This is a genomic window from Bacillus sp. 3255, assembly GCF_031456485.1.
In the GTDB taxonomy this organism is placed as follows: domain Bacteria; phylum Bacillota; class Bacilli; order Paenibacillales; family NBRC-103111; genus Paenibacillus_E.
On the sequence record NZ_JAVDUS010000025.1, the window covers coordinates 76825 to 97719 of the forward strand.

21 protein-coding genes are annotated in these 20895 nt (G+C 52.1%); 18 read left to right on the plus strand and 3 right to left on the minus strand.

The window, feature by feature from the left end:
* The first annotated feature begins 15 nt into the window (after window positions 1–15).
* The 3 genes from J2X61_RS30880 to J2X61_RS30890 all read left to right on the plus strand — a co-directional run bounded on the left by J2X61_RS30880 (window position 16) and on the right by J2X61_RS30890 (window position 2584).
* Window positions 16–906, plus strand: coding sequence for a menaquinol-cytochrome c reductase cytochrome b/c subunit (locus tag J2X61_RS30880; protein ID WP_274468113.1), 891 nt, complete (start codon window positions 16–18; stop codon window positions 904–906).
* A 63-nt stretch (window positions 907–969) separates the two neighbouring features.
* On the plus strand, window positions 970–1632 hold the full coding sequence (locus J2X61_RS30885) for a DUF1405 domain-containing protein (RefSeq protein WP_310193663.1): 663 nt from the start codon (window positions 970–972) through the stop codon (window positions 1630–1632).
* 67 nt (window positions 1633–1699) lie between these two features.
* Complete coding sequence (locus J2X61_RS30890; protein ID WP_310193665.1) at window positions 1700–2584, plus strand: sporulation protein YpjB; 885 nt, start codon at window positions 1700–1702, stop codon at window positions 2582–2584.
* Window positions 2585–2626: 42 nt separating this feature from the next.
* Here the strand turns inward: J2X61_RS30890 and J2X61_RS30895 are convergent, their stop codons facing one another.
* Window positions 2627–3499 (minus strand): YitT family protein, encoded by an 873-nt coding sequence (locus tag J2X61_RS30895; RefSeq protein ID WP_274468117.1) that lies wholly within the window; start codon window positions 3497–3499, stop codon window positions 2627–2629.
* Between the two features lie 113 nt (window positions 3500–3612).
* Between J2X61_RS30895 and J2X61_RS30900 the strand changes: the two genes are divergently transcribed.
* From J2X61_RS30900 to J2X61_RS30965, 14 genes are all read left to right on the plus strand, one after another.
* Window positions 3613–3951, plus strand: a complete 339-nt coding sequence (locus J2X61_RS30900) for a nucleotide pyrophosphohydrolase (protein ID WP_274468118.1) — start codon at window positions 3613–3615, stop codon at window positions 3949–3951.
* A gap of 61 nt (window positions 3952–4012) precedes the next feature.
* Window positions 4013–4516, plus strand: coding sequence for a tetratricopeptide repeat protein (locus J2X61_RS30905; protein ID WP_274468119.1), 504 nt, complete (start codon window positions 4013–4015; stop codon window positions 4514–4516).
* Between the two features lie 33 nt (window positions 4517–4549).
* Window positions 4550–5353 (plus strand): 4-hydroxy-tetrahydrodipicolinate reductase, encoded by an 804-nt coding sequence (gene dapB, locus J2X61_RS30910; protein ID WP_310193671.1) that lies wholly within the window; start codon window positions 4550–4552, stop codon window positions 5351–5353.
* A gap of 30 nt (window positions 5354–5383) precedes the next feature.
* Complete coding sequence (locus J2X61_RS30915; RefSeq protein WP_274468121.1) at window positions 5384–5803, plus strand: methylglyoxal synthase; 420 nt, start codon at window positions 5384–5386, stop codon at window positions 5801–5803.
* A 1-nt stretch (window position 5804) separates the two neighbouring features.
* Complete coding sequence (gene bshB1, locus J2X61_RS30920; protein WP_274468122.1) at window positions 5805–6497, plus strand: bacillithiol biosynthesis deacetylase BshB1; 693 nt, start codon at window positions 5805–5807, stop codon at window positions 6495–6497.
* 19 nt (window positions 6498–6516) lie between these two features.
* Complete coding sequence (gene bshA, locus J2X61_RS30925; RefSeq protein WP_274468123.1) at window positions 6517–7689, plus strand: N-acetyl-alpha-D-glucosaminyl L-malate synthase BshA; 1173 nt, start codon at window positions 6517–6519, stop codon at window positions 7687–7689.
* Between the two features lie 75 nt (window positions 7690–7764).
* Window positions 7765–9003, plus strand: coding sequence for a CCA tRNA nucleotidyltransferase (locus J2X61_RS30930; RefSeq protein WP_310193676.1), 1239 nt, complete (start codon window positions 7765–7767; stop codon window positions 9001–9003).
* Window positions 9004–9039: 36 nt separating this feature from the next.
* Window positions 9040–10008, plus strand: coding sequence for a biotin--[acetyl-CoA-carboxylase] ligase (locus tag J2X61_RS30935; RefSeq protein WP_310193678.1), 969 nt, complete (start codon window positions 9040–9042; stop codon window positions 10006–10008).
* Between the two features lie 254 nt (window positions 10009–10262).
* Window positions 10263–11120 (plus strand): 3-methyl-2-oxobutanoate hydroxymethyltransferase, encoded by an 858-nt coding sequence (gene panB / locus J2X61_RS30940; protein WP_274468126.1) that lies wholly within the window; start codon window positions 10263–10265, stop codon window positions 11118–11120.
* 23 nt (window positions 11121–11143) lie between these two features.
* Window positions 11144–12007 carry a pantoate--beta-alanine ligase gene (gene panC / locus J2X61_RS30945; RefSeq protein ID WP_310193736.1) on the plus strand — a complete coding sequence of 288 codons (864 nt, stop codon included), beginning with the start codon at window positions 11144–11146 and terminating at the stop codon, window positions 12005–12007.
* Between the two features lie 5 nt (window positions 12008–12012).
* Window positions 12013–12396 carry an aspartate 1-decarboxylase gene (panD, locus tag J2X61_RS30950; RefSeq protein ID WP_274468127.1) on the plus strand — a complete coding sequence of 128 codons (384 nt, stop codon included), beginning with the start codon at window positions 12013–12015 and terminating at the stop codon, window positions 12394–12396.
* A 79-nt stretch (window positions 12397–12475) separates the two neighbouring features.
* Window positions 12476–13069, plus strand: coding sequence for a tetratricopeptide repeat protein (locus J2X61_RS30955; protein WP_274468128.1), 594 nt, complete (start codon window positions 12476–12478; stop codon window positions 13067–13069).
* Window positions 13070–13159: 90 nt separating this feature from the next.
* The gene (dinG, locus tag J2X61_RS30960) at window positions 13160–16015 is read left to right on the plus strand and encodes an ATP-dependent DNA helicase DinG (protein WP_310193681.1); all 2856 of its coding nucleotides are present in this window, start codon (window positions 13160–13162) and stop codon (window positions 16013–16015) included.
* Between the two features lie 3 nt (window positions 16016–16018).
* The gene (locus J2X61_RS30965) at window positions 16019–16639 is read left to right on the plus strand and encodes a redox-sensing transcriptional repressor Rex (RefSeq protein WP_274468131.1); all 621 of its coding nucleotides are present in this window, start codon (window positions 16019–16021) and stop codon (window positions 16637–16639) included.
* Between the two features lie 1005 nt (window positions 16640–17644).
* On the opposite strand, the gene J2X61_RS30970 is transcribed toward J2X61_RS30965, so the two are convergent.
* A complete protein-coding gene (locus tag J2X61_RS30970) occupies window positions 17645–18646 on the minus strand; it encodes an inorganic phosphate transporter (protein ID WP_274468132.1) in 1002 nt (333 codons plus the stop codon).
* Window positions 18647–18716: 70 nt separating this feature from the next.
* Window positions 18717–19343, minus strand: a complete 627-nt coding sequence (locus J2X61_RS30975) for a DUF47 domain-containing protein (RefSeq protein ID WP_274468133.1) — start codon at window positions 19341–19343, stop codon at window positions 18717–18719.
* A gap of 245 nt (window positions 19344–19588) precedes the next feature.
* Between J2X61_RS30975 and J2X61_RS30980 the strand changes: the two genes are divergently transcribed.
* Window positions 19589–20884: an amidohydrolase gene (locus tag J2X61_RS30980; RefSeq protein ID WP_310193687.1), complete on the plus strand. Its 1296-nt coding sequence runs from the start codon at window positions 19589–19591 to the stop codon at window positions 20882–20884.
* Window positions 20885–20895 lie beyond the last annotated feature (11 nt).

Genomic DNA, 20895 nt, shown 5'->3' on the forward strand with positions numbered 1-20895 from the left:
GGAGGGGCGAATAGCGTGGCTCATGGTCATAAGTCTGACGAAAAAGTCGTTTACGTTGGGGATTCCCGCGTAATTAAGAAAACACCTGAACAAAGATTAATTCCTCGCGATTACTCCGCGTATCCGGGAAAATCGGAAGCTTTCATTCCGAACTTCTTGTTGAAAGAGTGGATGGTAGGGGTTGTCGTGCTGGTCGGTATGCTGGTGCTGGTTATGTCCGATCCGGCTCCGCTCGGATATCCGGCGGATCCTAAGAACACGGCGTTCATTCCGATGCCGGACTGGTACTTCCTGTTCATGTATCAATTGTTGAAATATCCGTATACTTCCGGAAGTTACGTCGTACTCGGAGCGGTAGTCGTACCGGGACTGCTGTTCGGCGGGTTGATGCTGGCTCCTTTCCTGGATACAGGGAAAGAGCGCCGTTTCTACAGAAGACCGATTGCTTCCAGCTTGATGATTATGTCTCTGATCGCATGTACATATCTGACGTACACATCTTGGGATCACTACCAATTTGAGCTGAAAGAGAAAAACATCATTCCTGAGCACATTAAGCGTGAGGAAGAAATGCACGCGAATAAAGGCGCTGCTTCCGGCGGCGGTGCATCCAAGGAAACGAAGAAAGCTCCTGCGATCGTTGCAGCAGACGATCCTGGCGCCGAGATTTACAAGAAAGCTACATGCTTGGCTTGTCACGGCGCAGGTCTGAAAGGGATGCCTGCATCCGGCGTACCGGCATTGCTCGGTGTCGGCGATAAGCATTCCCAGGATGAAATCTTGAACATTATCAAGAACGGTAAGGGCAACATGGGGAAACAGTACCAAGCTAACATAGATAAAGGGTTATCCGATGCGGATATCACGAAGCTTGCGGAATGGTTGTCCAAACAAAAAGCCCAATAAGATTGAAAAACCTGATCGCAAGAGGCGGTCAGGTTTTTTTAAATGACTGAAGGAGGAGCTTTCTTGCAGCAAGGCGTGCCGATCTCCTATTTGTGGAGCAAAGATATTCTATTGAGCAAGAAGATGTTATGGCTGCTGTTCATCACGAACTTGTTGGGAACCGTCTATGGCTATGAATGGTACTGGCTTCAAATAGCCGATACCGTTGCAGAGAAGCCGCTGTGGTATGTGTTGTTCGTGCCGGACAGCCCGACCGCCAGTCTATTCTTTACATTATCCGTCGGCTATCTGATCTTGGACCGTGCCAAGGGAAGAGGGAGCCGGTCGGCGAACGGAATCCTTCGCGGCTTCATTGAGGCCTTCGCACTCATCACCTCATTTAAATACGGCATTTGGGCGGTCACGATGATTTGGGCCGGGGCTTGGCTGGACGTGCCTGTCGGATGGGACGGTTGGATGCTGACATGCTCGCATTTGGCCATGGCTGTGGAAGCGCTCTTGTATGTCAGGTGGTACTCGTATCGTCTGACGGCCATCCTGCTGGTAGCAGGCTGGACCCTCTGGAACGACTTCATGGATTACGAACGCGGCGTGTTCCCGCGGCTGCCGGAAGTGCTTGTGGACAACTATTATGCCAATATTGAAGCGTTTACGATTGGCTTAAGCATAATTGGCATACTCATTGCCTTGATCTGTTACGGAATGCGTCGGAAAAGTCAGCGTTAACCTGTTTCGCAGATGGTCTAAATCAGGACAAACCTCCATAAAATGATGATGAGGGAGGGGATGTCCCATGTTTGCCAATGTGAAGGGATTTAAACGGTTAACTGTCACGATGCTGCTGGCAGCCGTTGTAAGTATAAGCGCTGCCTGTACGGCGACTACGAGCACGAATGGGCAAGCTGCCAAACCGGTTGCTCCGGAGCAGATTCAGCGGGTGGAGTTCTTGAACCAGATTGCCGACGAGCTCTATAAGCAGACGATGAACGGACAGGTGCTCGAGGCGCGCAATAAGCTGATGCAAATGTCCGACCAAATTCCGAAAATCCAGTTCGAGGGAATCACTTCGGTAGAAGGCTTGAACGCGCTTACCGAAACGATCACGCAAGCGAAGCGGGTGTATAATGCCGTCAGCTATTCACCGGAAGAAGCACAGATGGCGGTGGCCAAAATCAGACTGGCTACGGACGCGCTCACGCATAAGAATCAGCCGATGTGGCTGCAATATCATAAGGTACTGCAGAACGATAAGGCGGCGCTTACCGAGTCTGTCCAAGCGGGGAATCAGAAGGAGGCAATTGCGGCCTTCGGGAAGCTTTCGCAGCATGTGGCGATCATACGCCCGTCCTTGCTGATCAGCAGGGAGCCTTCAGCCGTGGAAAAACTGGACTCGCTGCTTACTTTTTTGCGCAAAAGCGTGAACAGTCAGCCGATGGCAAGCAAGCAGCTGGTCTCCGGTCTTCAGCAGCTCGAGCAGCAATTGGATGAGCTTTTCATGAAAAATAAGGACGCCATTGCGTTCGTGCCGATAACCGACCCGAGGCAGCCGATCATTTGGTCCGCAGGGATAGGTCTTATCATTGTCAGCGTGCTGACGTTCGCGGGTTGGCGAATGTATCAGTCGGGGAGACATATCGTGCCTGTCAGGTCTTCAAGGGAGCGAGAGTTGGGTGAATAACAAAAAGGTTGAACGGAGAAAGTTCTCTGTTCAACCTTTTTGTTATTCCGCTTTGAAGCCTTCGCCGATAACGTCGTGCACATCTCCGATAATAATGAACGCTCGGGGATCGATCGAACGGATCAGCTCCCGCAGACGCCTTGTTTCATGGCGGTATACGACGCAATACACGACTTCCTTGTTGTTGCCGGAATAGGCCCCCCTGGCCGGGAATAACGTCACGCCGCGATCCAGCTCACGCGTAATGGATTCGGCCAATTCCGCGGTTTGGTCGCTTATGATGGTGAATGCTTTGGCCGCATAAGCGCCCTCGGATATGTAATCGATAAGCCGCGAAGTGACGAACACGGCAACGAGCGAGTAGAGCACCTTCTCTTTGGGCAAATAGAGCAGCGAGGAGCCGATCACGAGAACATCGATGATCAAGATGACTTGTCCGACGCTCCAACCTCTTTTTTTATGCCCGATTCTTGCTAGAATGTCCGAGCCTCCCGTCGTGCCCCCGAAACGGAACACGAGCCCCAGACCCGTACCTAGCGTAATTCCGGCGTAGAGCGTAGCCAGAAAGTAATCCTGCGTCGTATGAAACGGGACGATCCAATTCAGACGGATCAGCAGCTCCATGACCCATAAGAAGAAAGATAGGGAGACGACACCGAAGATGGTATAAATCATCGGGCCTCTACCAAATATACGCCAGCCTAAATAGAACAAAGGAATATTACATGCCAAGGTAGAGATGGACGGAGGCACATTGAGGACATATTTGAGCAGCAGGGAGATGCCCGTCACACCGCCTTCCATCAGCTCATTGGAAATGACGAAATAATGTAAGCCAAACGCATAGATGGCCGTACCGATCATGATGGCGAGCAAATTGGTAAATTGATCGGCCAGCCGTTCTTTAAAAATCATGCCTGTTCCTCCGCTTTCAGGGGACGCATCCGCCAAAAAAATTTGTCAACTTTTCTCGTTTAGTTTAACATAGTAATGATATCTTGGTGAAGATGAAGGAAAGAAGGGTGAATATGTCGGAACGCACGCTTAAAGATATACAGAAAGAAGTCGATACTTATATTTCCCAGTTCAAGGAAGGATATTTCAGTCCGCTGGCGATGCTGGCCAGAATGTCGGAAGAAGTCGGGGAACTGGCCCGCGAGGTGAACCATACCTATGGAGAGAAGCCTAAGAAAAGTACGGAAGCCGACAACTCCATCGAGCTTGAGCTTGGCGATATTCTATTCATCACGATCTGCTTCGCGAACTCTCTAGGGATCGATTTGACGGAAGCGCACGACAAAATCATGCATAAGTTCAACACCCGGGACGCGAATAGATGGACTAAAATTAACACCGAAACTACATAACCTTCATAAACTATACCATCCCTGAATGCGGGAGATCGCTTTCGATAAGGAGGATGGGCAGATGAATGGCGAAGATCAAATACAGAAAGCTTATGAATCGATACTGGTTCAGGATTTCGACAAAGCCATCGAATGGTTTGAAAAAGCGATAGCTGCAGAACCGAACAATGCTGCCTATCACTACAAACTATCGATTACGTTCGCAAGAAGCAACAAGCTGATGCAAGCGATTGAACACGCAACGAGAGCGGCTCAGCTGGAAGAGGATAACGAGGCGTACCGCTATCATGTGCAAGTGCTGCATGCCAGAGAATTGGTCGAGAAAGCGCAGAAGGCGCTGACTACCGAGACGGAACATGCGGAAAGGGCCATTTTCTTATTGAAGGAAGCCATCGTCCTCGATCCGCTTGCGATTGAGGCTTATCTGATACTGGGGGAAGCTTTCGCCTTTCGCCAAGATTACGGGAGAGCTTACCAGACGGTGTTGGAAGCCCTTCGTTTGGAACCGAATCATGAACAGGCTAAGCAGCAGGCTGCTCGCTACCAGCAGAAGATGAAAAAATAGAGACTGAAACATAGACAAAGGAGAAACGCTGCCATGGAACGTAAAATACGAGTAGCTGTAATTGGGGCAAGTGGAAGAATGGGGAGAGAGGTCGTGAAGACCGTGCTCACGGAGTCCGATATGGAGTTAGTGGCAGGCGTAGGCCGCTCCTCAGGCCCAATCGACTTGGGAAGAATGGTGGGAATGGAAGAATGCGGGGTGTCCTTAAGCACGGATTTGGAGCTTGCGCTAACGGCATCCAAACCGGATGTCTTGGTCGACTTTACGGGTCCGCAAACGGCCTTTTCCCACACAAGTCTGGCCATCCGATTGGGGATTCGCCCTGTCATGGGGACGACCGGATTTACGCCTGAAGATATTGCCGAATTGGACAAGCAGTGCCGGGAGCAAGGCATCGGAGGGCTTATCGCGCCGAACTTCTCAATCGGGGCGATTCTAATGATGCGCTTTGCGGCGCAGGCATCCAAATATTTCCCGCATCTGGAAATCATCGAATACCATGGCGACCAGAAGCTGGACGCGCCTTCCGGAACTTCGGTCAAAACGGCGGAATTGATTTCTGAAGTTCGCGAAGAGATCAGACAGGGGAACCCCAAAGAAGAAGAAGTCATTGAAGGTTCGCGCGGCGGGTATTACAATGGGTTTAGAATACATAGCGTCCGTCTGCCAGGTATTTTTGCCCAACAGGAAGTTATAATGGCGGAACAAGGGCAGGCGCTTAAGATCAGACACGATTCTTACGATCGTGCGGCTTATATGCCGGGCGTCGCGATAGCTGTGCGCAAGGTGCTGACATACAGCGGCATGATTTACGGTTTCGAGCATTTTATAGATTAAAGAAGAAGCTTTAGGGGAGTGGAATTCAGGATGTTAAGCATCGCGTTAATTGCCCACGATCGAAAGAAAGATGAAATGGTGAATTTCGTTACGGCCTATGAACACGTTTTTGCAGGTCATAGATTATACGGTACAGGTACAACAGGCCAGAGAATTATGGACAACACGCAGCTTGAAGTCCATCGCTTCATGTCGGGTCCGCTTGGCGGAGACCAGCAGATCGGCGCATTGGTAGCCCAAAATGAAATGGATTTGATTATTTTCTTGCGCGATCCGTTAATGGCTCAGCCGCATGAGCCGGACATCATTGCCTTGCTCCGGCTATGCGACGTTCAAGGAATTCCGTGCGCCACGAACATTGCAACGGCGGAGATTCTGGTCAAAGCGCTCGATCGCGGAGATTTCGCTTGGCGGGAACTCGTACATAAATACAAACCGGGAATTGAATAAGATGAGCGAATCCCTCGATATTTTAATATTTGGCGCACATGCAGACGATGCCGAGATCGGCATGGCCGGAACGATTGCCAAACATACCGCTGCCGGCTTCAAGGTAGGTATTTGTGATTTGACTTATGCGGAGATGTCATCCAACGGAAGCGTCGAGCTGCGGGTTCAGGAGGCTGATCAAGCCGCCCGAATTCTTGGTTTGACCGCTCGCGCGAACTTGGGTTTACCGGATCGCGGACTCTTCGTCACGCCGAGCCATATCGAATTAATTACGCAAGAAATTCGCAAATTCAAACCTAGAATTGTGTTTGCTCCGTATTGGCAGGACCGTCATCCGGACCATATCGCCTGCTCGGCCTTGGTTCAGGAAGCCGTATTCAACGCGAAGCTGCGCAAATATTTGCCGGAAACAGATCCGGTAAATGTGGAGCAAATGTATTTTTATTTCATTAATGACGTCTATGAAGCTGATTTTATCGTGAATGTGACCGATTACTACGAGACCAAAACGGCCGCACTGAGCGCCTACCGCTCCCAGTTTGTTGCGGGACAGGGCACAGTTGCTACGCCGCTTAATCAGGGCTACGTAGAACGCGTAGAGGCTCGCGACAGGCTCATGGGCCAGAAACGGATGCTTCCTTACGCGGAAGGTTTCGTCTCCAAACTGCCACTGGTAGTGGATCGCTTCAACTGATGGGGAAAAGAGGTGCAAGATGAGCGACAAACTGAAAATTGGCATTACGTGCTACCCGACGCTCGGCGGTTCCGGGGTTGTAGCGACGGAGCTTGGTAAGCTGCTCGCCGAGAAAGGCCACGAGGTCCATTTTATTACGCACAGCATGCCGTTTCGTTTAGGCAAATTTCATAAAAACATTTTCTACCACGAAGTGGAAGTCAGTCAGTATTACGTCTTCCGTTACCCGCCTTACGACCTTTCGCTGGCCAGTAAGCTGGCGCAGGTCGCCAAGATGGAGGAGCTTGATTTGCTGCACGTTCATTACGCGATTCCTCATGCGGTGTGCGCACTGCTGGCGAAGCAAATGGTCGGCAGCAAGTTGAAAGTGGTCACCACGCTGCATGGCACGGATATAACGGTACTGGGTCAGGATCAATCCATCTCGGATCTGATTCGCTATGCCATTAATGAGAGCGATGCGGTAACCGCCGTATCGAAGGATTTAATTAAAGAAACTAGGGAATTACTGGATATTGACCGGAACATTGATTTGACCTACAACTTCGTGGACAAACGCGTGTACTACCCGCGGGACGTTACGAAGTTGAGAGGCGAGTTCGCGAGGCCCGAGGAGAAAATCCTTATTCATATCTCGAACTTCAGACCGGTGAAAAGGGTTCAGGACGTTGTGGACATCTTCGCCAAAGTCAGCAGTCGCATCCCATCCCGCCTCCTCTTCGTAGGAGAAGGTCCGGACCTGTCGAAGATGATTGCCAAGGTCAAGGAGCTCGGCTTGAGCGATAAAGTGACGTTTTGCGGGAAGCAGGATGACGTCTCCCAGGTCATTTCACTTGCGGACGTTATGCTGCTGCCGTCGGAAAAAGAGAGCTTCGGTCTTGTCGCCCTGGAAGCGATGGCTTGCGGCGTGCCGACCATCGGTTCGAATGCGGGCGGCATACCGGAATTGATCACACATGGCGAAACCGGTTATTTGGCCAACGTTGGAGATACCGACGCCATGGCGGACCATGTGGTGAATTTGCTCAGCGATCAAGTGCTGTATGAGCAGGTTGTGCAAAATTGCTTGAATCGCGCCCGTTATACGTTCTGTAACGATATAACGACGGTTCAATACGAAGAAATTTATTATCGCGTACTTGGAAGGGAACTTCCGGAATCTCATCGCATTACAGTCTCATCCTGTCAATAAACGGGGTGCAGGCTGGTTAGGAGTAACATGTCGCATGCCGGAAACCGATGGCCGGCGGATCAAGGCGCATCCCGCGTGCTCGCCAAGCTGACAGAGGCCGGCTATGAAGCTTATCTTGTCGGCGGCTGTGTAAGGGATGCCGTACTTGGCCGGTCCATCAAAGATATTGATATTGCCACATCCGCGCGTCCCGAGCAGGTGATCGCTTGTTTCCCGCGGACAGCCCCGACGGGGCTTCAGCACGGAACCGTCACCGTCATACTTCCTCAAGGGACGTATGAAGTGACGACGTTCCGTATGGAGGCCGAGTATGAAGGGTTTCGCCGACCGGCTTCCGTCGCCTATATTTCGGATTTGACGGAAGACTTGAAGCGGCGGGACTTTACGATGAACGCGATGGCGATGGACGCCGAGGGCCGGGTCATCGATCCCTTCGCCGGGCAAGAGGACCTCGCCGCGGGTGTGCTCCGCTGCGTCGGCAAAGCGGAGGAGCGTTTCGGCGAAGATGCGCTGCGCATGCTTCGCTGCGTTCGCTTCGCCTCGGCTTACGAGCTGGAGGTCGAGGCGAGCACGTGGCAGGCGCTGCTTGCGCAAGCTCCGCTGCTGCGCCACATCGCCATGGAGCGCGTGCGCAGCGAGCTCCAGCGCATGGTAGACGGCCCGGCTCCGGCGCGGGCCGTTCGGCTGCTCTTGGCGAGCCGCTTGGCGGCGCACTTCAAAAAGCAGCTTCCGCTGCCTTTTGAGCGCTGGCTCGCCTGGGACGACGCGCTGGACGGCGTCAGCGCGCTGGAGAACCAGCATGACCGCTGGGCCATGCTGCTGATGCTCCTGGAGGTGCCGGCGGACATCGTCCGCTCGGCGCTCCAGGAGCTGACCTTCTCCCGCGCCGATAGCGACGCGGTGTGGGCCGTGCTGGCCATGCGCGAAGCGCTGGCCGGAGCTGCCGCAGACCCGGCTCAGCTGGAGCGGGTCTGGAAGCTTGGCGCGGTGCAGCGCGGCGAAGCCGCTGCACGCGCGCTGCTGCGGCTGCTGCGCGTGCTGCCGCAGGAGGATGGTCGGCGCGGGGAGCTCGCGCTGTTCCTGCAGCAAGCGGCGCCGGAGCTGCTGCGCCGCGGGGACGCATGGCTGAGCGAGATCGCTTGCTTCAGCCTGAAGGAACTCGCCATATCCGGCAAGGATTTGGCGTCGGAGCTTGGCCTGCAGCCGGGCCCATGGATGGGCGTGCTGCTGCAGCAGCTGTTGGAACGAACCGCGCTCGGGGAAATACCGAACGAGCGAGCAATGCTTTTACTGGCCGCGCGTGCTGCGAAGTAGCAGCGCAGCGCGGTTTTTTACGAGGAGTGAGAGATATTGAATGAACGCATTCTAGAGCTGTTTCAGGAGAAGCCGGCTGCCTACTTGTCCGGGGAGGAAATCAGCCGCAGGCTGGGCGTGAGCCGCACGGCGATATGGAAGCATATTGAGGAGCTGCGGTCTGCCGGCTATGAGTTCGAAGCTGCCCCGCGCAAAGGGTACCGGTTGGTCAGCAAGCCGGACAAGTGGCAGGTTGCCGAGCTGCTGAGCGGGCTGAAGACGAAGGTGCTTGGCCAGAAGGTGCACGTGTACGGCGAGGTCGACTCGACCCAGACGATTGCACACAGGCTCGTGGCCTCAGGTGCCCAGGAAGGCACACTTGTGCTTGCCGAGGCGCAGACGGCCGGCAGAGGCCGAATGGGGCGCGCGTGGCACTCACCGCCGGGCAAAGGCATCTGGATGAGTCTGGTGTTGACGCCGCGGATTCCGGTTCATTTCATGCCGCAGCTCACGCTGCTGTGCGCTGTCGCGCTCTGCAGAGCGATCCGGAGAGTGTGTCCGGTGGAGGTCGGAATCAAATGGCCGAACGATCTGCTGATCCATGGCAAGAAGATTAGCGGTATTCTGCTGGAGAGCAGCGGGGAGGATGAGCGGCTGAAGTATGTCATCGCCGGGATCGGCATTTCGGTGAACCTGAAGGTGAGCGATTATCCGGAAGAACTGCGCACAGTGGCCACCTCACTGGCTATTGAATCCGGAGCGGAATTGAAGCGCGAAACGATCGTACAATCGTTTCTGCTGGAGTTCGAAGAGCTGTACGCTCTTTATCTGGATGAAGGCTTTGCGCCGATCCGGTTGCTCTGGGAAGCGTTCAGCGTAACGCTGCAGCGCCACATCCGCACGCATACGTCGGCAGGCCTTATTGAAGGCTTCGCGGAGTCTCTGGACGATTCCGGTGCGCTAACCGTCGTGAAGGAGAACGGAGAGCGCATGCATTTGTATTCCGGTGATATCGAATTGAGGTAAAAGTTGAGGTATCATTTGACAGTTGCGTTTGGTATAATAGTATGGCGAGGCGGTATCCTTAGAGGAACTGCACTTGCTCCGCAATACAAGCAATCAGGTTTGGCGAAAGTTGAATAAAGTGAAACAAGATGTTGGATTCTGCTCTGAGCCTTACGGGACCGAGACAGAAGGATCATTGGATTCTTTCTGCACGCGCTCCTTTTAGCTCATAGCTAAAAGGTTTTTTATTTTATATGAGGAAGCTGGGATTACACATGGAAAAAAGGAAGCCGCTCACAACTGCCAGAATGAGAAAAATGAAGCAGGACGGGGTACCCATTACGATGGTAACGGCTTATGATTACCCATCGGCCCGATTGTCGGAAGAAGCCGGCGTAGACGTCATCCTCGTCGGAGATTCGCTGGGCAATGTCGTGCTCGGGTACGATTCGACGCTGCCTGTAACGCTGGACGATATGGTTTATCATACGCGTGCCGCTGTGCGCGGAGCCTCCAATACGTTCATCGTGGCGGATATGCCGTTTCTGACGTATCACGGAAGCTTGGATGCAACGCTGAAGGGGGTTGCCCGCTTGATGCAGGAAGGCGGGGCCAAAGCGGTCAAGCTCGAAGGCGGAGCGGAAATTGCCGCAACCGTGAAAGCTATTACCGAGGCCGGGGTACCGGTTGTCGGGCATCTCGGACTTACACCGCAATCGGTGCATCAGCTTGGCGGGTTCCGCGTGCAAGGACGAAATTCGGAACAGGCGGAGAAGCTGCTGAGCGATGCCAAAGCGATTGAAGCTGCAGGGGCTTTCGCCATCGTGCTGGAGCTCGTGACGGATGAATTGGCGGAATGGATCACGAAGCAGCTGTCGATCCCGACGATCGGAATCGGCTCCGGTGTTCATTGTGACGGGCAAGTTCTGGTGTATCACGATTTGCTGCAGTATGGTTCTGACAGTGCGCCCAGAAAGTTTGTTAAAAGTTATGCCAATATCGGGGAAACTATTCGAGCAGGTATAAGCGAATATGTCAAAGAAGTGAAGGCTCGGGCGTTCCCAGGGCCGGATAATACGTTTCATATGGACAATGATGTCGTTCAATACTTGTATGGCGATAAGGAGCAGTGATGGGGATGAAAGCGATCCAAACCATGGAAGTGGTTCATACGATTGCCGATTTGCGTTCGCGCATTAAAGAATACCGGCGGAAGCAAGGCGGGTCCGTTGGTTTTGTGCCTACGATGGGTTATTTGCACGAGGGTCACGCGAGCTTGCTGCGCAAAGCGAGGGCGCAGAGCGGGCTGGTTGTGCTCAGCATCTTCGTCAACCCGCTGCAGTTCGGCCCCGGCGAAGATTTCGAACGGTATCCGCGGAATGCGGAGCGGGATCTGCAGGTTGCGGAGGCAGCCGGTGCAGATCTTGTGTTCATGCCTTCCGTCAGCGAAATGTACCCGTCACCGACGCGCACGACAGTCAGCGTGACAGGGCTTACCTCACGGTTATGCGGGGCTTCGCGCCCCGGACATTTTGACGGCGTCGCCACAGTCGTGAGCAAGCTGTTTCATATCGTCCAGCCCGATCAGGCGTTCTTCGGCTTGAAGGACGCCCAGCAGGTAGCCGTCATCGAGCAGATGGTGCAGGATTTGAATCTCGACGTAGAGATCGTTCCGTGCCCGACCCTGCGCGAGCAGGACGGACTTGCCATGAGCTCGCGCAATGTGTATTTGTCGGAAGAAGAACGGAAACAGGCGTTGGTCTTGTCTCAGGCTTTGGAGAAAGCGAAGGCGTTCGTGCAATCCCGGACAGCTTTCGCGGCGGAAGAGCTTGAGCGGCTTGTCAGCGATCATATTCGTACGGCGCCGTTAGCTGACATCGATTATGCGCAGGTGCTTACGTACCCGACTTTGGAACCATTTGATGCCAGTACTTCGAACTCATCCATTATTATTGCATTAGCCGTCAAATTCGGGAAAACGCGTCTGATCGATAATGCTATTATTCAACTGAGGAAGTGAGATCCATGTTTCGTACGATGATGAAAGCCAAACTTCACCGGGCCACGGTGACGGAAGCCAATCTGAACTATATCGGAAGTATTACGATCGATGAGGATTTATTGGACCTTGTCGACATGCTGCCGAACGAGAAGGTTCAAATTGTAAATAACAACAACGGGGCGCGTCTTGAAACTTACATTATTCCGGGTCCGCGGGGCACGGGCGTGATCTGTTTGAACGGCGCCGCGGCGCGGTTGGTCCAAACTGGAGATACCGTCATTATTATGTCCTATGCCATGATGACCGACGAAGAAGCCAAGAAGCATCAGCCTACGGTAGCCATCTTGGGAGCTGACAATAAAGTCGTCCAACTGCTTAAAGCGGAAGAGCATTCGACTGTCGTTTAAGATCGTGACTTCCATGCATGAAATCGGCTCTGTTTACAAAGAATGAGGGTAAGCTTTCGAAGCAAAGGTGGGATGCCAAATGTTTAAGCATTTATTTTCCACAATGAACGAGGTTTTGGAAGAAATCCAAAAGGAATATCCGAATAGTGATGTGGAGAAAAAAGCGGAGCTTGACGAGCAATTGCAGGTGTTGAAAGCGATGAGCGACGAGTTCATCGAAGCATGGCTGCTTTTTGAGGAGAAACTGGGAAAGTTCTATGGGGCCGTACCGATCAGCACTCAAACCCTTCATAAGGAGCTGATGGATCTCGACCTGTCAGGCAAACAGACGGATGAATTTGTTCGGGGGCAAGGCTACTATAAGCTGTACATGTACGATCAAGCGATCAAGGAATTCGAAACGCTGATTCGCAGGCAGCCTGATTTCTTGCTGGCCAGAGTGTATTTGGCGATGGGGCATTTGCGCAAAGGGGAGTTTGGAGAGGCTTATCAGCATTTCAAATTTCTGCTCCCTTTAACCGACAATTCGAAGATGAAAGCTATTTCCTACAATGCGATGGGCTGCATTCAAGTGCAGAATCAGAACATCGAGAAAGCTTTCGAATATTTCCAGAAAGCGTACCATACCGACCCTTCTTGTATGGAGCCGCTCATCAATTTGGATGAATCTTAATCCCATAGCGGCGAACTAGGTATTCCCTTTTCCTATGCAGATTTGGTATGCTAGGAGAAGTGCAGGACGAAGGGATTGAAGATACACGTCATGAAATTTGCAGTATTGGATTTTGAAACGACAGGAAGTCAGCCTGCGGATGAGATCATCCAGGTTGGACTGGTCATTATAGATCAATTTCAAATTATCGACAGGTATACTTCCCTGGTTAATCCGGGGATCGGTATACCTTCTTCCATTACAACACTTACCGGCATTACGGACGAGATGGTGGCGGATGCCCCTACGCTCGACAAAGTCATGTCGGATATGTTTCCGCTGCTGTTCGATTGCGTCCTCGTTGCGCATCATGCGGCTTTCGACCTTTCATTTTTGCAAAAGGGGCTGACCAAAACCGGCTACCCGCCTTTCACGGGCAGGGTGCTTGATACGATCGACATGCTGCGCATGCTGTTTCCGTCGATTGCCAGCCTGCAGCTGAGCATGGTTGCCGGTCTCTTCGGAATCGATCACGAAAGGCCCCATCAAGCGGACAGCGATGCGGAAGTGACGGCCGACATATGGATCATCTGCTTGGAAAGATTGCTAAGCTTGCCGCTGCTGACCGTTCAGCGCTTGCAGCATATTTTTGAGAACAACGCCAGCGACTTGGGCTGGTTTCTGGAGGAAATCTGTTTATATAAAGAATCGATCACAAGCGTAGATACGGATACTCACCGCTATTTCCGCCAGTTTACATTGAATGTTGGGGATTGGGGAGAAGAAGAGGAGATCCGCGGTGCTGCGCATGAGGATGGTCTGGGTGCGTCGTTTGACGAATTCCATCAAGGATTGAAAACAGCGCTGCAGACGAAATTCGAAATCTTCGAAGAACGCGAATCTCAGGAGCAAATGATTCACGAAGTCGAGAGATCGCTCGAGCACGGCCGGCATTTGATGATTGAGGCGGGAACGGGTACGGGCAAGTCGCTCGGCTACTTGATCCCCTCCTTATACTACGGCATTAAATATGAGAAGAAAGTGGTCGTATCCACGCATACGATCAACTTGCAGGAGCAGCTAAGGGACCGCGATATTCCGCTGTTGAAGGAAATTTTCCCGGTACCGTTCAAAGCGGCCGTCCTGAAAGGCAGAAGCCATTATTTGTGCCTGCGCAAATTCGAAACGAAGCTGACGACGCGCGATTATGAGAATGGCAAAGATGATCCGATTACTGCGGCGCAAATGGTCGTTTGGCTGAGCGAAACGGAGCATGGGGACGAGGAGGAGCTGCACTTCGGCAATAAGGGCGCTCAATTCTGGTATTCCGTTGCCAGCGATACGGACTCCTGTTTGAACCGGATGTGTCCCTGGTACAAAAAATGCTTCTATCACCGCGCCCGCAACGATGCCAATACGGCCGATGTCATTATAACGAACCATTCCCTCCTGTTTACGGATATGAAAGCGGAGAACCGCCTTCTGCCGGCTTACAAGCATCTCGTCATCGATGAGGCACATCACTTTGAAGAGGTGGCCAGCAAGCATCTGGGGATCGAGCTGCATTCCTCGGCGTTGTACCATTCGCTCACTTGGCTCTACAAAGATAATCGCAGCGGCCAACTGCCGATGCTCCGGTTTCGTCTGCAGAAGGCGGATGAGCAGCAGGAACGCGCTCTGTTATGGAGTCAGTCGATCGATAGCCTTTTCCCCAAAATCGTGAAAATGAAAGAGGACTGGGAGCTCCTGAGCGAACGGCTGTATGAGCTGCTCTCTTCGCGCAGCGATCCTTCGCAAACCGACAATTCATCGTATGTGCTGCGGATGAAGCCGGAGACGGTTCCTGATTATTGGGATGAGCTGCTGTCACTCGAAGATAATATGTATCTGAACGCCAACGATCTCCTTCGCACGCTGGATAAGCTGCTTAACGACGTGAAGGAGCACCAGGAAGTGTTTGGCGTGCAGGGGCTTGTTACCGATCTTAACGGGACCGTGAAGGAGCTGTACGAACAACGGGATGCCCTCCATTTCTTCATGAAAATGGCCGATGACGGCTATGTGTACTGGATGGAAGCGGGCACGTACGCTAAGGCGAAGTCCTTGCAGCTCATCTCCGTACCGACCGATGTCAGCCATCTTCTGCAGCAGCATTTCTTCGAGACCAAAGAAAGCATCATTATGACGTCCGCGACCCTGTCGGTGAACAAATCGTTCCAATACTCCGCGGATCAATTAGGACTCGCGATTCCGGAGGACGAAGAAAGCGGCAAGCTCAAAACGGTGCAGCTGCCTTCGCCGTTTAACTATCGCGAGCAGGCTTTGGTCGTGATTCCGCGCGATTTTCCGACGATCAAAGGGGCCGGCGATCCTGTGTTCATCGCTTCACTGATCGAGTCGCTGAGCGAAGTGGCGATCGTGACGAAGGGGAGGATGCTGATCCTATTCACATCCAACCGGATGCTGAAGCAGATCTATGCAGGGATGAAGGACTATTTGAAGGCGTATGGCATTACCGTGCTCGGTCAAGGGGTGGATAGCGGCAATCGAAGCAAGCTGACCCGGATGTTCCAAGACAACAAAATGTGCGTCCTGCTGGGCACCAGCTCGTTCTGGGAGGGCGTTGACATTCCTGGGGATGCTCTAAGCTGCTTAGCCATCATTCGCTTGCCGTTTCAGCCTCCGAACCATCCGCTCGTGGAAGCCAAATGCGAAAATATTAAAAAGCGCAATGAGAATCCGTTCATGAAGTTTTCTGTGCCGCAAGCGGTTATTCGGTTCAAGCAGGGCTTTGGCCGGCTGGTCAGACGCGCATCCGATAAAGGCATTGTCATCATCTACGATACGCGTGTTATTGAAACGTATTATGGCAAGCACTTCCTCTACTCGCTGCCAGGCCCCAAAATCGAGCACATGAGAACGGAGCAAATGTTACCAAGGATTGAGCAGTGGATGGGGGAGGCGTAGAGGATGAAATCACAGAAAATATCCGAAGCGGTTGTACGGCGTTTGCCCATTTATTTGCGGTTTCTCAACGAACTGGCGATGAAAAATGTCGCTACGGTCTCTTCGCAGGATTTGGGTCAGAAGCTTGACTTGAATCCTGCGCAAATTCGAAAGGATCTGGCCTATTTCGGTGAATTCGGCAAAAAGGGTATCGGCTACGATATCGCATATTTGATCGAGAAAATCAGGCAAATTCTGAAGCTTGACCGGCATATTCAAGTTGCGCTCGTCGGAGCGGGCAATCTGGGCCGGGCTTTGTGCAATTATAATACTTATTTGCGGAATGATATGAAAATTGTTGCCGTGTTTGACGCGATGCCCAGCAAGGTTGGGGAGACGATCAATAATTTGACCGTACAGCCGATGCAGGAGATGAAGGCGCTGCTGTCTCAGCTGGGCGTGCGGATCGGCATTATTACAGTGCCGGCGGCGGAGGCGCAAAATGTGGCGAACCAGTTCGTGGAGTGCGGCATTGAGGCGATTCTGAACTTTGCGCCGGTCATTATCAAGGTGCCGCCGGAGGTGCGCGTGCATTACGCGGATTTTACGACGGAGCTGCAAAGTTTGGCTTATTATTTGGATTAAGATTAAGGTGTTGAGCGTGGGGGCTCGGCACCTTTTTTATTAATGGATGTAGGTTAACCCCATCCATCCGGAGTGCGAACGGACTCCGCGGCCGTTATTCGGGGCGAAACAGACGTTTCGTGCTAACGGACACCGGTGACGCTATATAACCGGTTTTAGAGAGTCGGCTGCTTTCCGCAGGCCCCACACGTTCCCCGACCAACGAGCCATCAAATGTAACACTTCTGCACGTTCCCAAACGTTCCCGTACGCAACCGACAATACCCGCCAAACAAATTAATGCTCCGCAGAGTCGAGCCAGCTGCCAGCTTCACTGGCGGCCCGGGCCCCTTGAGCCTGTTGCGAGCTAGTCGACTTGCGACTCGAGTTCTAACGGACACAGGAGCCGTTATTCGGTTCAAAACAGCCGTCTCGGGATTCTAACGGACACCAGTGACGCTATTTAACCGGTTTCCGCCTGATTATGCCCTGAAAGCGGCAAATAAGAGCATCTGTGTCCGTTAGAGATGCAGCGGACCGGAAATCCCTATAATAGCGGCTGTGGTGTCCGTTAGAATGGGAGAGTCGGCTGCTTTCAGCGCTCCACACGTTCCCCGACTAACGAGCCACTCAAATATAACAATTCAGCACGTTCCCACGCGCACCCGCACGCAACCGACAATACCCGCCAAACAAATTAATGCTCCGCAGAGTCGAGCCAGCTGCCAGCTTCACTGGCGGCCCGGGCCCCTTGAGCCTGTTGCGAGCTAGTCGACTTGCGACTCGAATTCTAACGGACACAGCGGCCGTTATTCGGTTCAAAACAGCCGTCTCAGGATTCTAACGGACACCGGTGACGCTATTTAACCGGTTTCCGCCTGATTATGCGCTGAAAGCGGCAAATAAGAGCATCTGTGTCCGTTAGAGATGCAGCGGGCCGGAAATCCCAACAATAACGTCCCTGGTGTCCGTTAGAAAACAAAAAAATGCCCCGAACCATGTACATGGCAACAGGGCATCCCATTTTTAAAAAATAAGTCTGAACAACAAGAAGTAAAGCGAATAAGCAAGCACGATGGAGATCGGAATCGTGATTAACCAAGTGATCAGCATCCGGCTGACCGTTCCCCACTGCACTTCATGGAACCGCATGACACTTCCTGTCCCGATGATGGCGGAGGAAATAACATGCGTAGTGGATAGAGGCTTACCGATATGGGTCGAGAATTGGATGACGAGCGATGACGTCAGGTCGGAGGCAAATCCGTTAATCGGTTCGATTTTGACGATTTTGCCGGAGACGGTCTTGATGATTTTCCAACCGCCGATTGACGTTCCAAGGCCCATTGCAAGTGCCGCTGAAATTTTCACCCAGAGCGGTACGTTCAGATCGGTTTGCATATCGGCCGCGACTAGACCGAAAACGATGATACCCATCGCTTTCTGCGCATCGTTACCACCGTGCGAGTAGGAAAGCAAAGCGGCAGATATGATTTGTAAAGTTCTGAACATACGATTAAGCTTCGATCTGGACGTATTCCCCGACAAAATGATGATTTGTTTAATGAGAAACATGATCACGTAACCGAGGGCAAAGGCGATAATTGGTGACAAAATCAAGATGATGATGATTTGTGTGAATCCGTTCCAGTTCACCGCGCCAAAGCCTGCACCGGCGATTACTGCGCCTGCCAATGAGCCAAGCAGCGTATGGGACGATGAAGACGGGATGGCAAGATACCAGGTAAGCAAGTTCCAGATAATAGCCGCCAGCAGCGCGGCAATAACGACTTGTACACCGTTCTCGATCTGCGCAGGGTTCGCGATGCTTCCGCCGACGGTTTTGGCAACTTTGGAAGAAACCATGGCGCCAACGAAATTCAAGATTGCGGCCATGGCGATGGCCACTTTCGGGCTTAAGGCCCGTGTGGAGATCGATGTCGCGATGGCGTTGGCAGTATCGTGGAAGCCGTTGATGAAATCAAACAACAGGGCAAGTGCAACGATTATGATTAAATAAGTTAACATGTTTTCCTCCTAAGCGTTTTCCATCATGGAAAACGATCTTCGTTCACAAGGGACGCCGTACGTAAATGTCCTATGAATAACGAAGTACGACGCTGTCTAGGATGTTGGCTACGTCTTCGCAAGCGTCCGTCGTTTCTTCCAAGCGTTCATAGATTTCTTTTAATTTGAAATCCTCATAAGGATCGTTGCGTTTGCTGAAAATTTGGCGAATGCCTTCGCGCATCAAGCGGTCTCCTTGGTTTTCGAGGGAGTTGATGGCTACGGTATGCTCGGGGATTTGCATATATTTCTTCTTGGCAAGAAGCTTGAATGCATCCAGCATGTGTTGGCAGGATTCGACGATACAGGCGGAGAAATCTCTCATGTAGGCATCGGTATGCGTAACGTTCAAATAATCGAAGCGCGCGATGGTGGCTTCAATGCCGTCTGTCACATCGTCAACTTTGGAGGCTAGAACCATAATGTCTTCGCGGTCAATCGGAGTGATGAAAACTTTGTTCAACCCTTTGAAAATTTCGTGTGTAATAGAGTCCCCTTGATGCTCAAGATCGTGAATCGATTGCACGTAATCGACAGGCGATTTGTCCCCCATCATGGCTGTGCGGAACAGTTGCGCAGTTTGCAGCGCGTTCTCTGCGGCGCGGATCAGCAGTTGCAGAAAATCGACTTCGTTCTTTTTGGTGAATAACGTTGTCATAAAGACCCTCCTAATTTTTCCTATATGTACAAGTTTTTGATCGAATTTATGAGATAATCAGACCAAATTGTAGAAAAAACTCACAAAGTTAAAAATATCATAACAATTGTGCTCAACGCAACGAAAATTCCGTGACAATTTACAATACCTTCATATGAAGGGCTTCCTTGATTTTACAAGCCCGAAGAGGTAAAGTTTATAAAGCGGTTGTTTACTTAGAATGAGCATAGAGAGGGTTTTTTAGTATGAAAAAAACATTAATAGCGAATGGTTATTTTATTACTTTGGAAGAAGGAAAATCATCGATTCAAGGCTATATGGCGATTGAAGGAGATCTTATTACATATATTGGCGAAGAATTGCCTGCGCCGAAGGAAAGCTATGACGAAGTGATCGACGGCACGAACAAATTGTATATGCCGGGTCTTGTGAATACGCACGGTCATGCCGCAATGTCGCTGCTCAGAGGCTATGGGGATGACTTGGCGCTGCAAATTTGGCTGGAAGAGAAAATGTGGCCGATGGAAGCCAAGTTTACCGCGCAGGATGTAAAGTGGGGAACGAAGCTGTCCATCCTGGAGATGATGAAAGGCGGAACGACCACGTTCGTCGATATGTACGACCATATGCATGAAGTGGCGCTCGCTGTGGAAGAGTCAGGCATGCGCGGTGTTCTCGCCCGCGGCGTGATCGGTCTATGTCCGCCGGATGTGCAAACCGCGAAGCTGCAGGAAGCGACCGAATTTGCCAAACGCTGGCACGGCGGAGCTAACGGACGCATTACGACGATGATGTCCCCGCATGCGCCTTACACTTGTCCGCCGGACTATATCGAACGAATCGTACAAGTAGCCCACGATCTGAATTTGCCGGTACATACGCATATGTCCGAGACGGCCCGTGAAGTGCAGGGCAATGTCGATCAATACGGGCTTCGTCCGGTTGCCCATCTGGAGAAGACCGGCGTGTTCAGCAGACCGACGCTTGTTGCGCACGGCGTTCATCTAACGGATGAAGAAATTAGCGTACTGAAGCAGTACGATGTTAGAATCTCTCATAATCCGGGCAGCAATCTGAAGCTAGCCAGCGGCGTAGCCCGTGTGCCTGAACTCTTGAGAGCAGGCGTCAAGGTGTCGTTAGGAACGGATGGAGCGGCATCCAACAACAATCTGGACATGTTCGAAGAGATGCGGCTTGCGGCATTGATTCACAAAGGCGTTTCCGGCGATCCGCTTGCCGTCCCTGCCAGAGAAGCGCTTCTCATGGGAACGAGAATGGGGGCGGAGTCCGTCTGGTTGGATCAAGTCGGCCTGCTGAAGCCGGGAATGAAAGCCGATTTCATCGCGCTGGACATCGACCAGCCGCATTTCCTGCCGAAGACGGATTTCATCTCGCATGTCGTCTACTCGGCTTGCGCCAAAGATGTTGTCGACGTATGCGTAGACGGCAGTTGGATTGTCCGTAAAGGGGAATGCTTGACGATGGACGAAGAGCAGATCAAGCGCGAGTTTACGCAATCCTTCAACCGGCTCATCGGGTAACAGGTGCCGTA

Excerpts from the sequence above, each read along its gene's own strand:
- panC (WP_310193736.1), top strand. The coding sequence starts at position 11,144 with ATGGAAGTGGTTCATACGATTGCCGATTTGCGTTCGCGCATTAAAGAA.
- bshA (WP_274468123.1), top strand. The coding sequence starts at position 6,517 with ATGAGCGACAAACTGAAAATTGGCATTACGTGCTACCCGACGCTCGGC.
- dinG (WP_310193681.1), top strand. The coding sequence starts at position 13,160 with ATGAAATTTGCAGTATTGGATTTTGAAACGACAGGAAGTCAGCCTGCG.
- J2X61_RS30895 (WP_274468117.1), bottom strand. The coding sequence starts at position 3,499 with ATGATTTTTAAAGAACGGCTGGCCGATCAATTTACCAATTTGCTCGCC.
- J2X61_RS30915 (WP_274468121.1), top strand. The coding sequence starts at position 5,384 with ATGTTAAGCATCGCGTTAATTGCCCACGATCGAAAGAAAGATGAAATG.
- J2X61_RS30905 (WP_274468119.1), top strand. The coding sequence starts at position 4,013 with ATGAATGGCGAAGATCAAATACAGAAAGCTTATGAATCGATACTGGTT.
- J2X61_RS30975 (WP_274468133.1), bottom strand. The coding sequence starts at position 19,343 with ATGACAACGTTATTCACCAAAAAGAACGAAGTCGATTTTCTGCAACTG.
- J2X61_RS30965 (WP_274468131.1), top strand. The coding sequence starts at position 16,019 with ATGAAATCACAGAAAATATCCGAAGCGGTTGTACGGCGTTTGCCCATT.
- J2X61_RS30970 (WP_274468132.1), bottom strand. The coding sequence starts at position 18,646 with ATGTTAACTTATTTAATCATAATCGTTGCACTTGCCCTGTTGTTTGAT.
- bshB1 (WP_274468122.1), top strand. The coding sequence starts at position 5,805 with ATGAGCGAATCCCTCGATATTTTAATATTTGGCGCACATGCAGACGAT.
- J2X61_RS30890 (WP_310193665.1), top strand. The coding sequence starts at position 1,700 with ATGTTTGCCAATGTGAAGGGATTTAAACGGTTAACTGTCACGATGCTG.
- dapB (WP_310193671.1), top strand. The coding sequence starts at position 4,550 with ATGGAACGTAAAATACGAGTAGCTGTAATTGGGGCAAGTGGAAGAATG.
- J2X61_RS30955 (WP_274468128.1), top strand. The coding sequence starts at position 12,476 with ATGTTTAAGCATTTATTTTCCACAATGAACGAGGTTTTGGAAGAAATC.
- panD (WP_274468127.1), top strand. The coding sequence starts at position 12,013 with ATGTTTCGTACGATGATGAAAGCCAAACTTCACCGGGCCACGGTGACG.
- J2X61_RS30900 (WP_274468118.1), top strand. The coding sequence starts at position 3,613 with ATGTCGGAACGCACGCTTAAAGATATACAGAAAGAAGTCGATACTTAT.
- J2X61_RS30980 (WP_310193687.1), top strand. The coding sequence starts at position 19,589 with ATGAAAAAAACATTAATAGCGAATGGTTATTTTATTACTTTGGAAGAA.
- panB (WP_274468126.1), top strand. The coding sequence starts at position 10,263 with ATGGAAAAAAGGAAGCCGCTCACAACTGCCAGAATGAGAAAAATGAAG.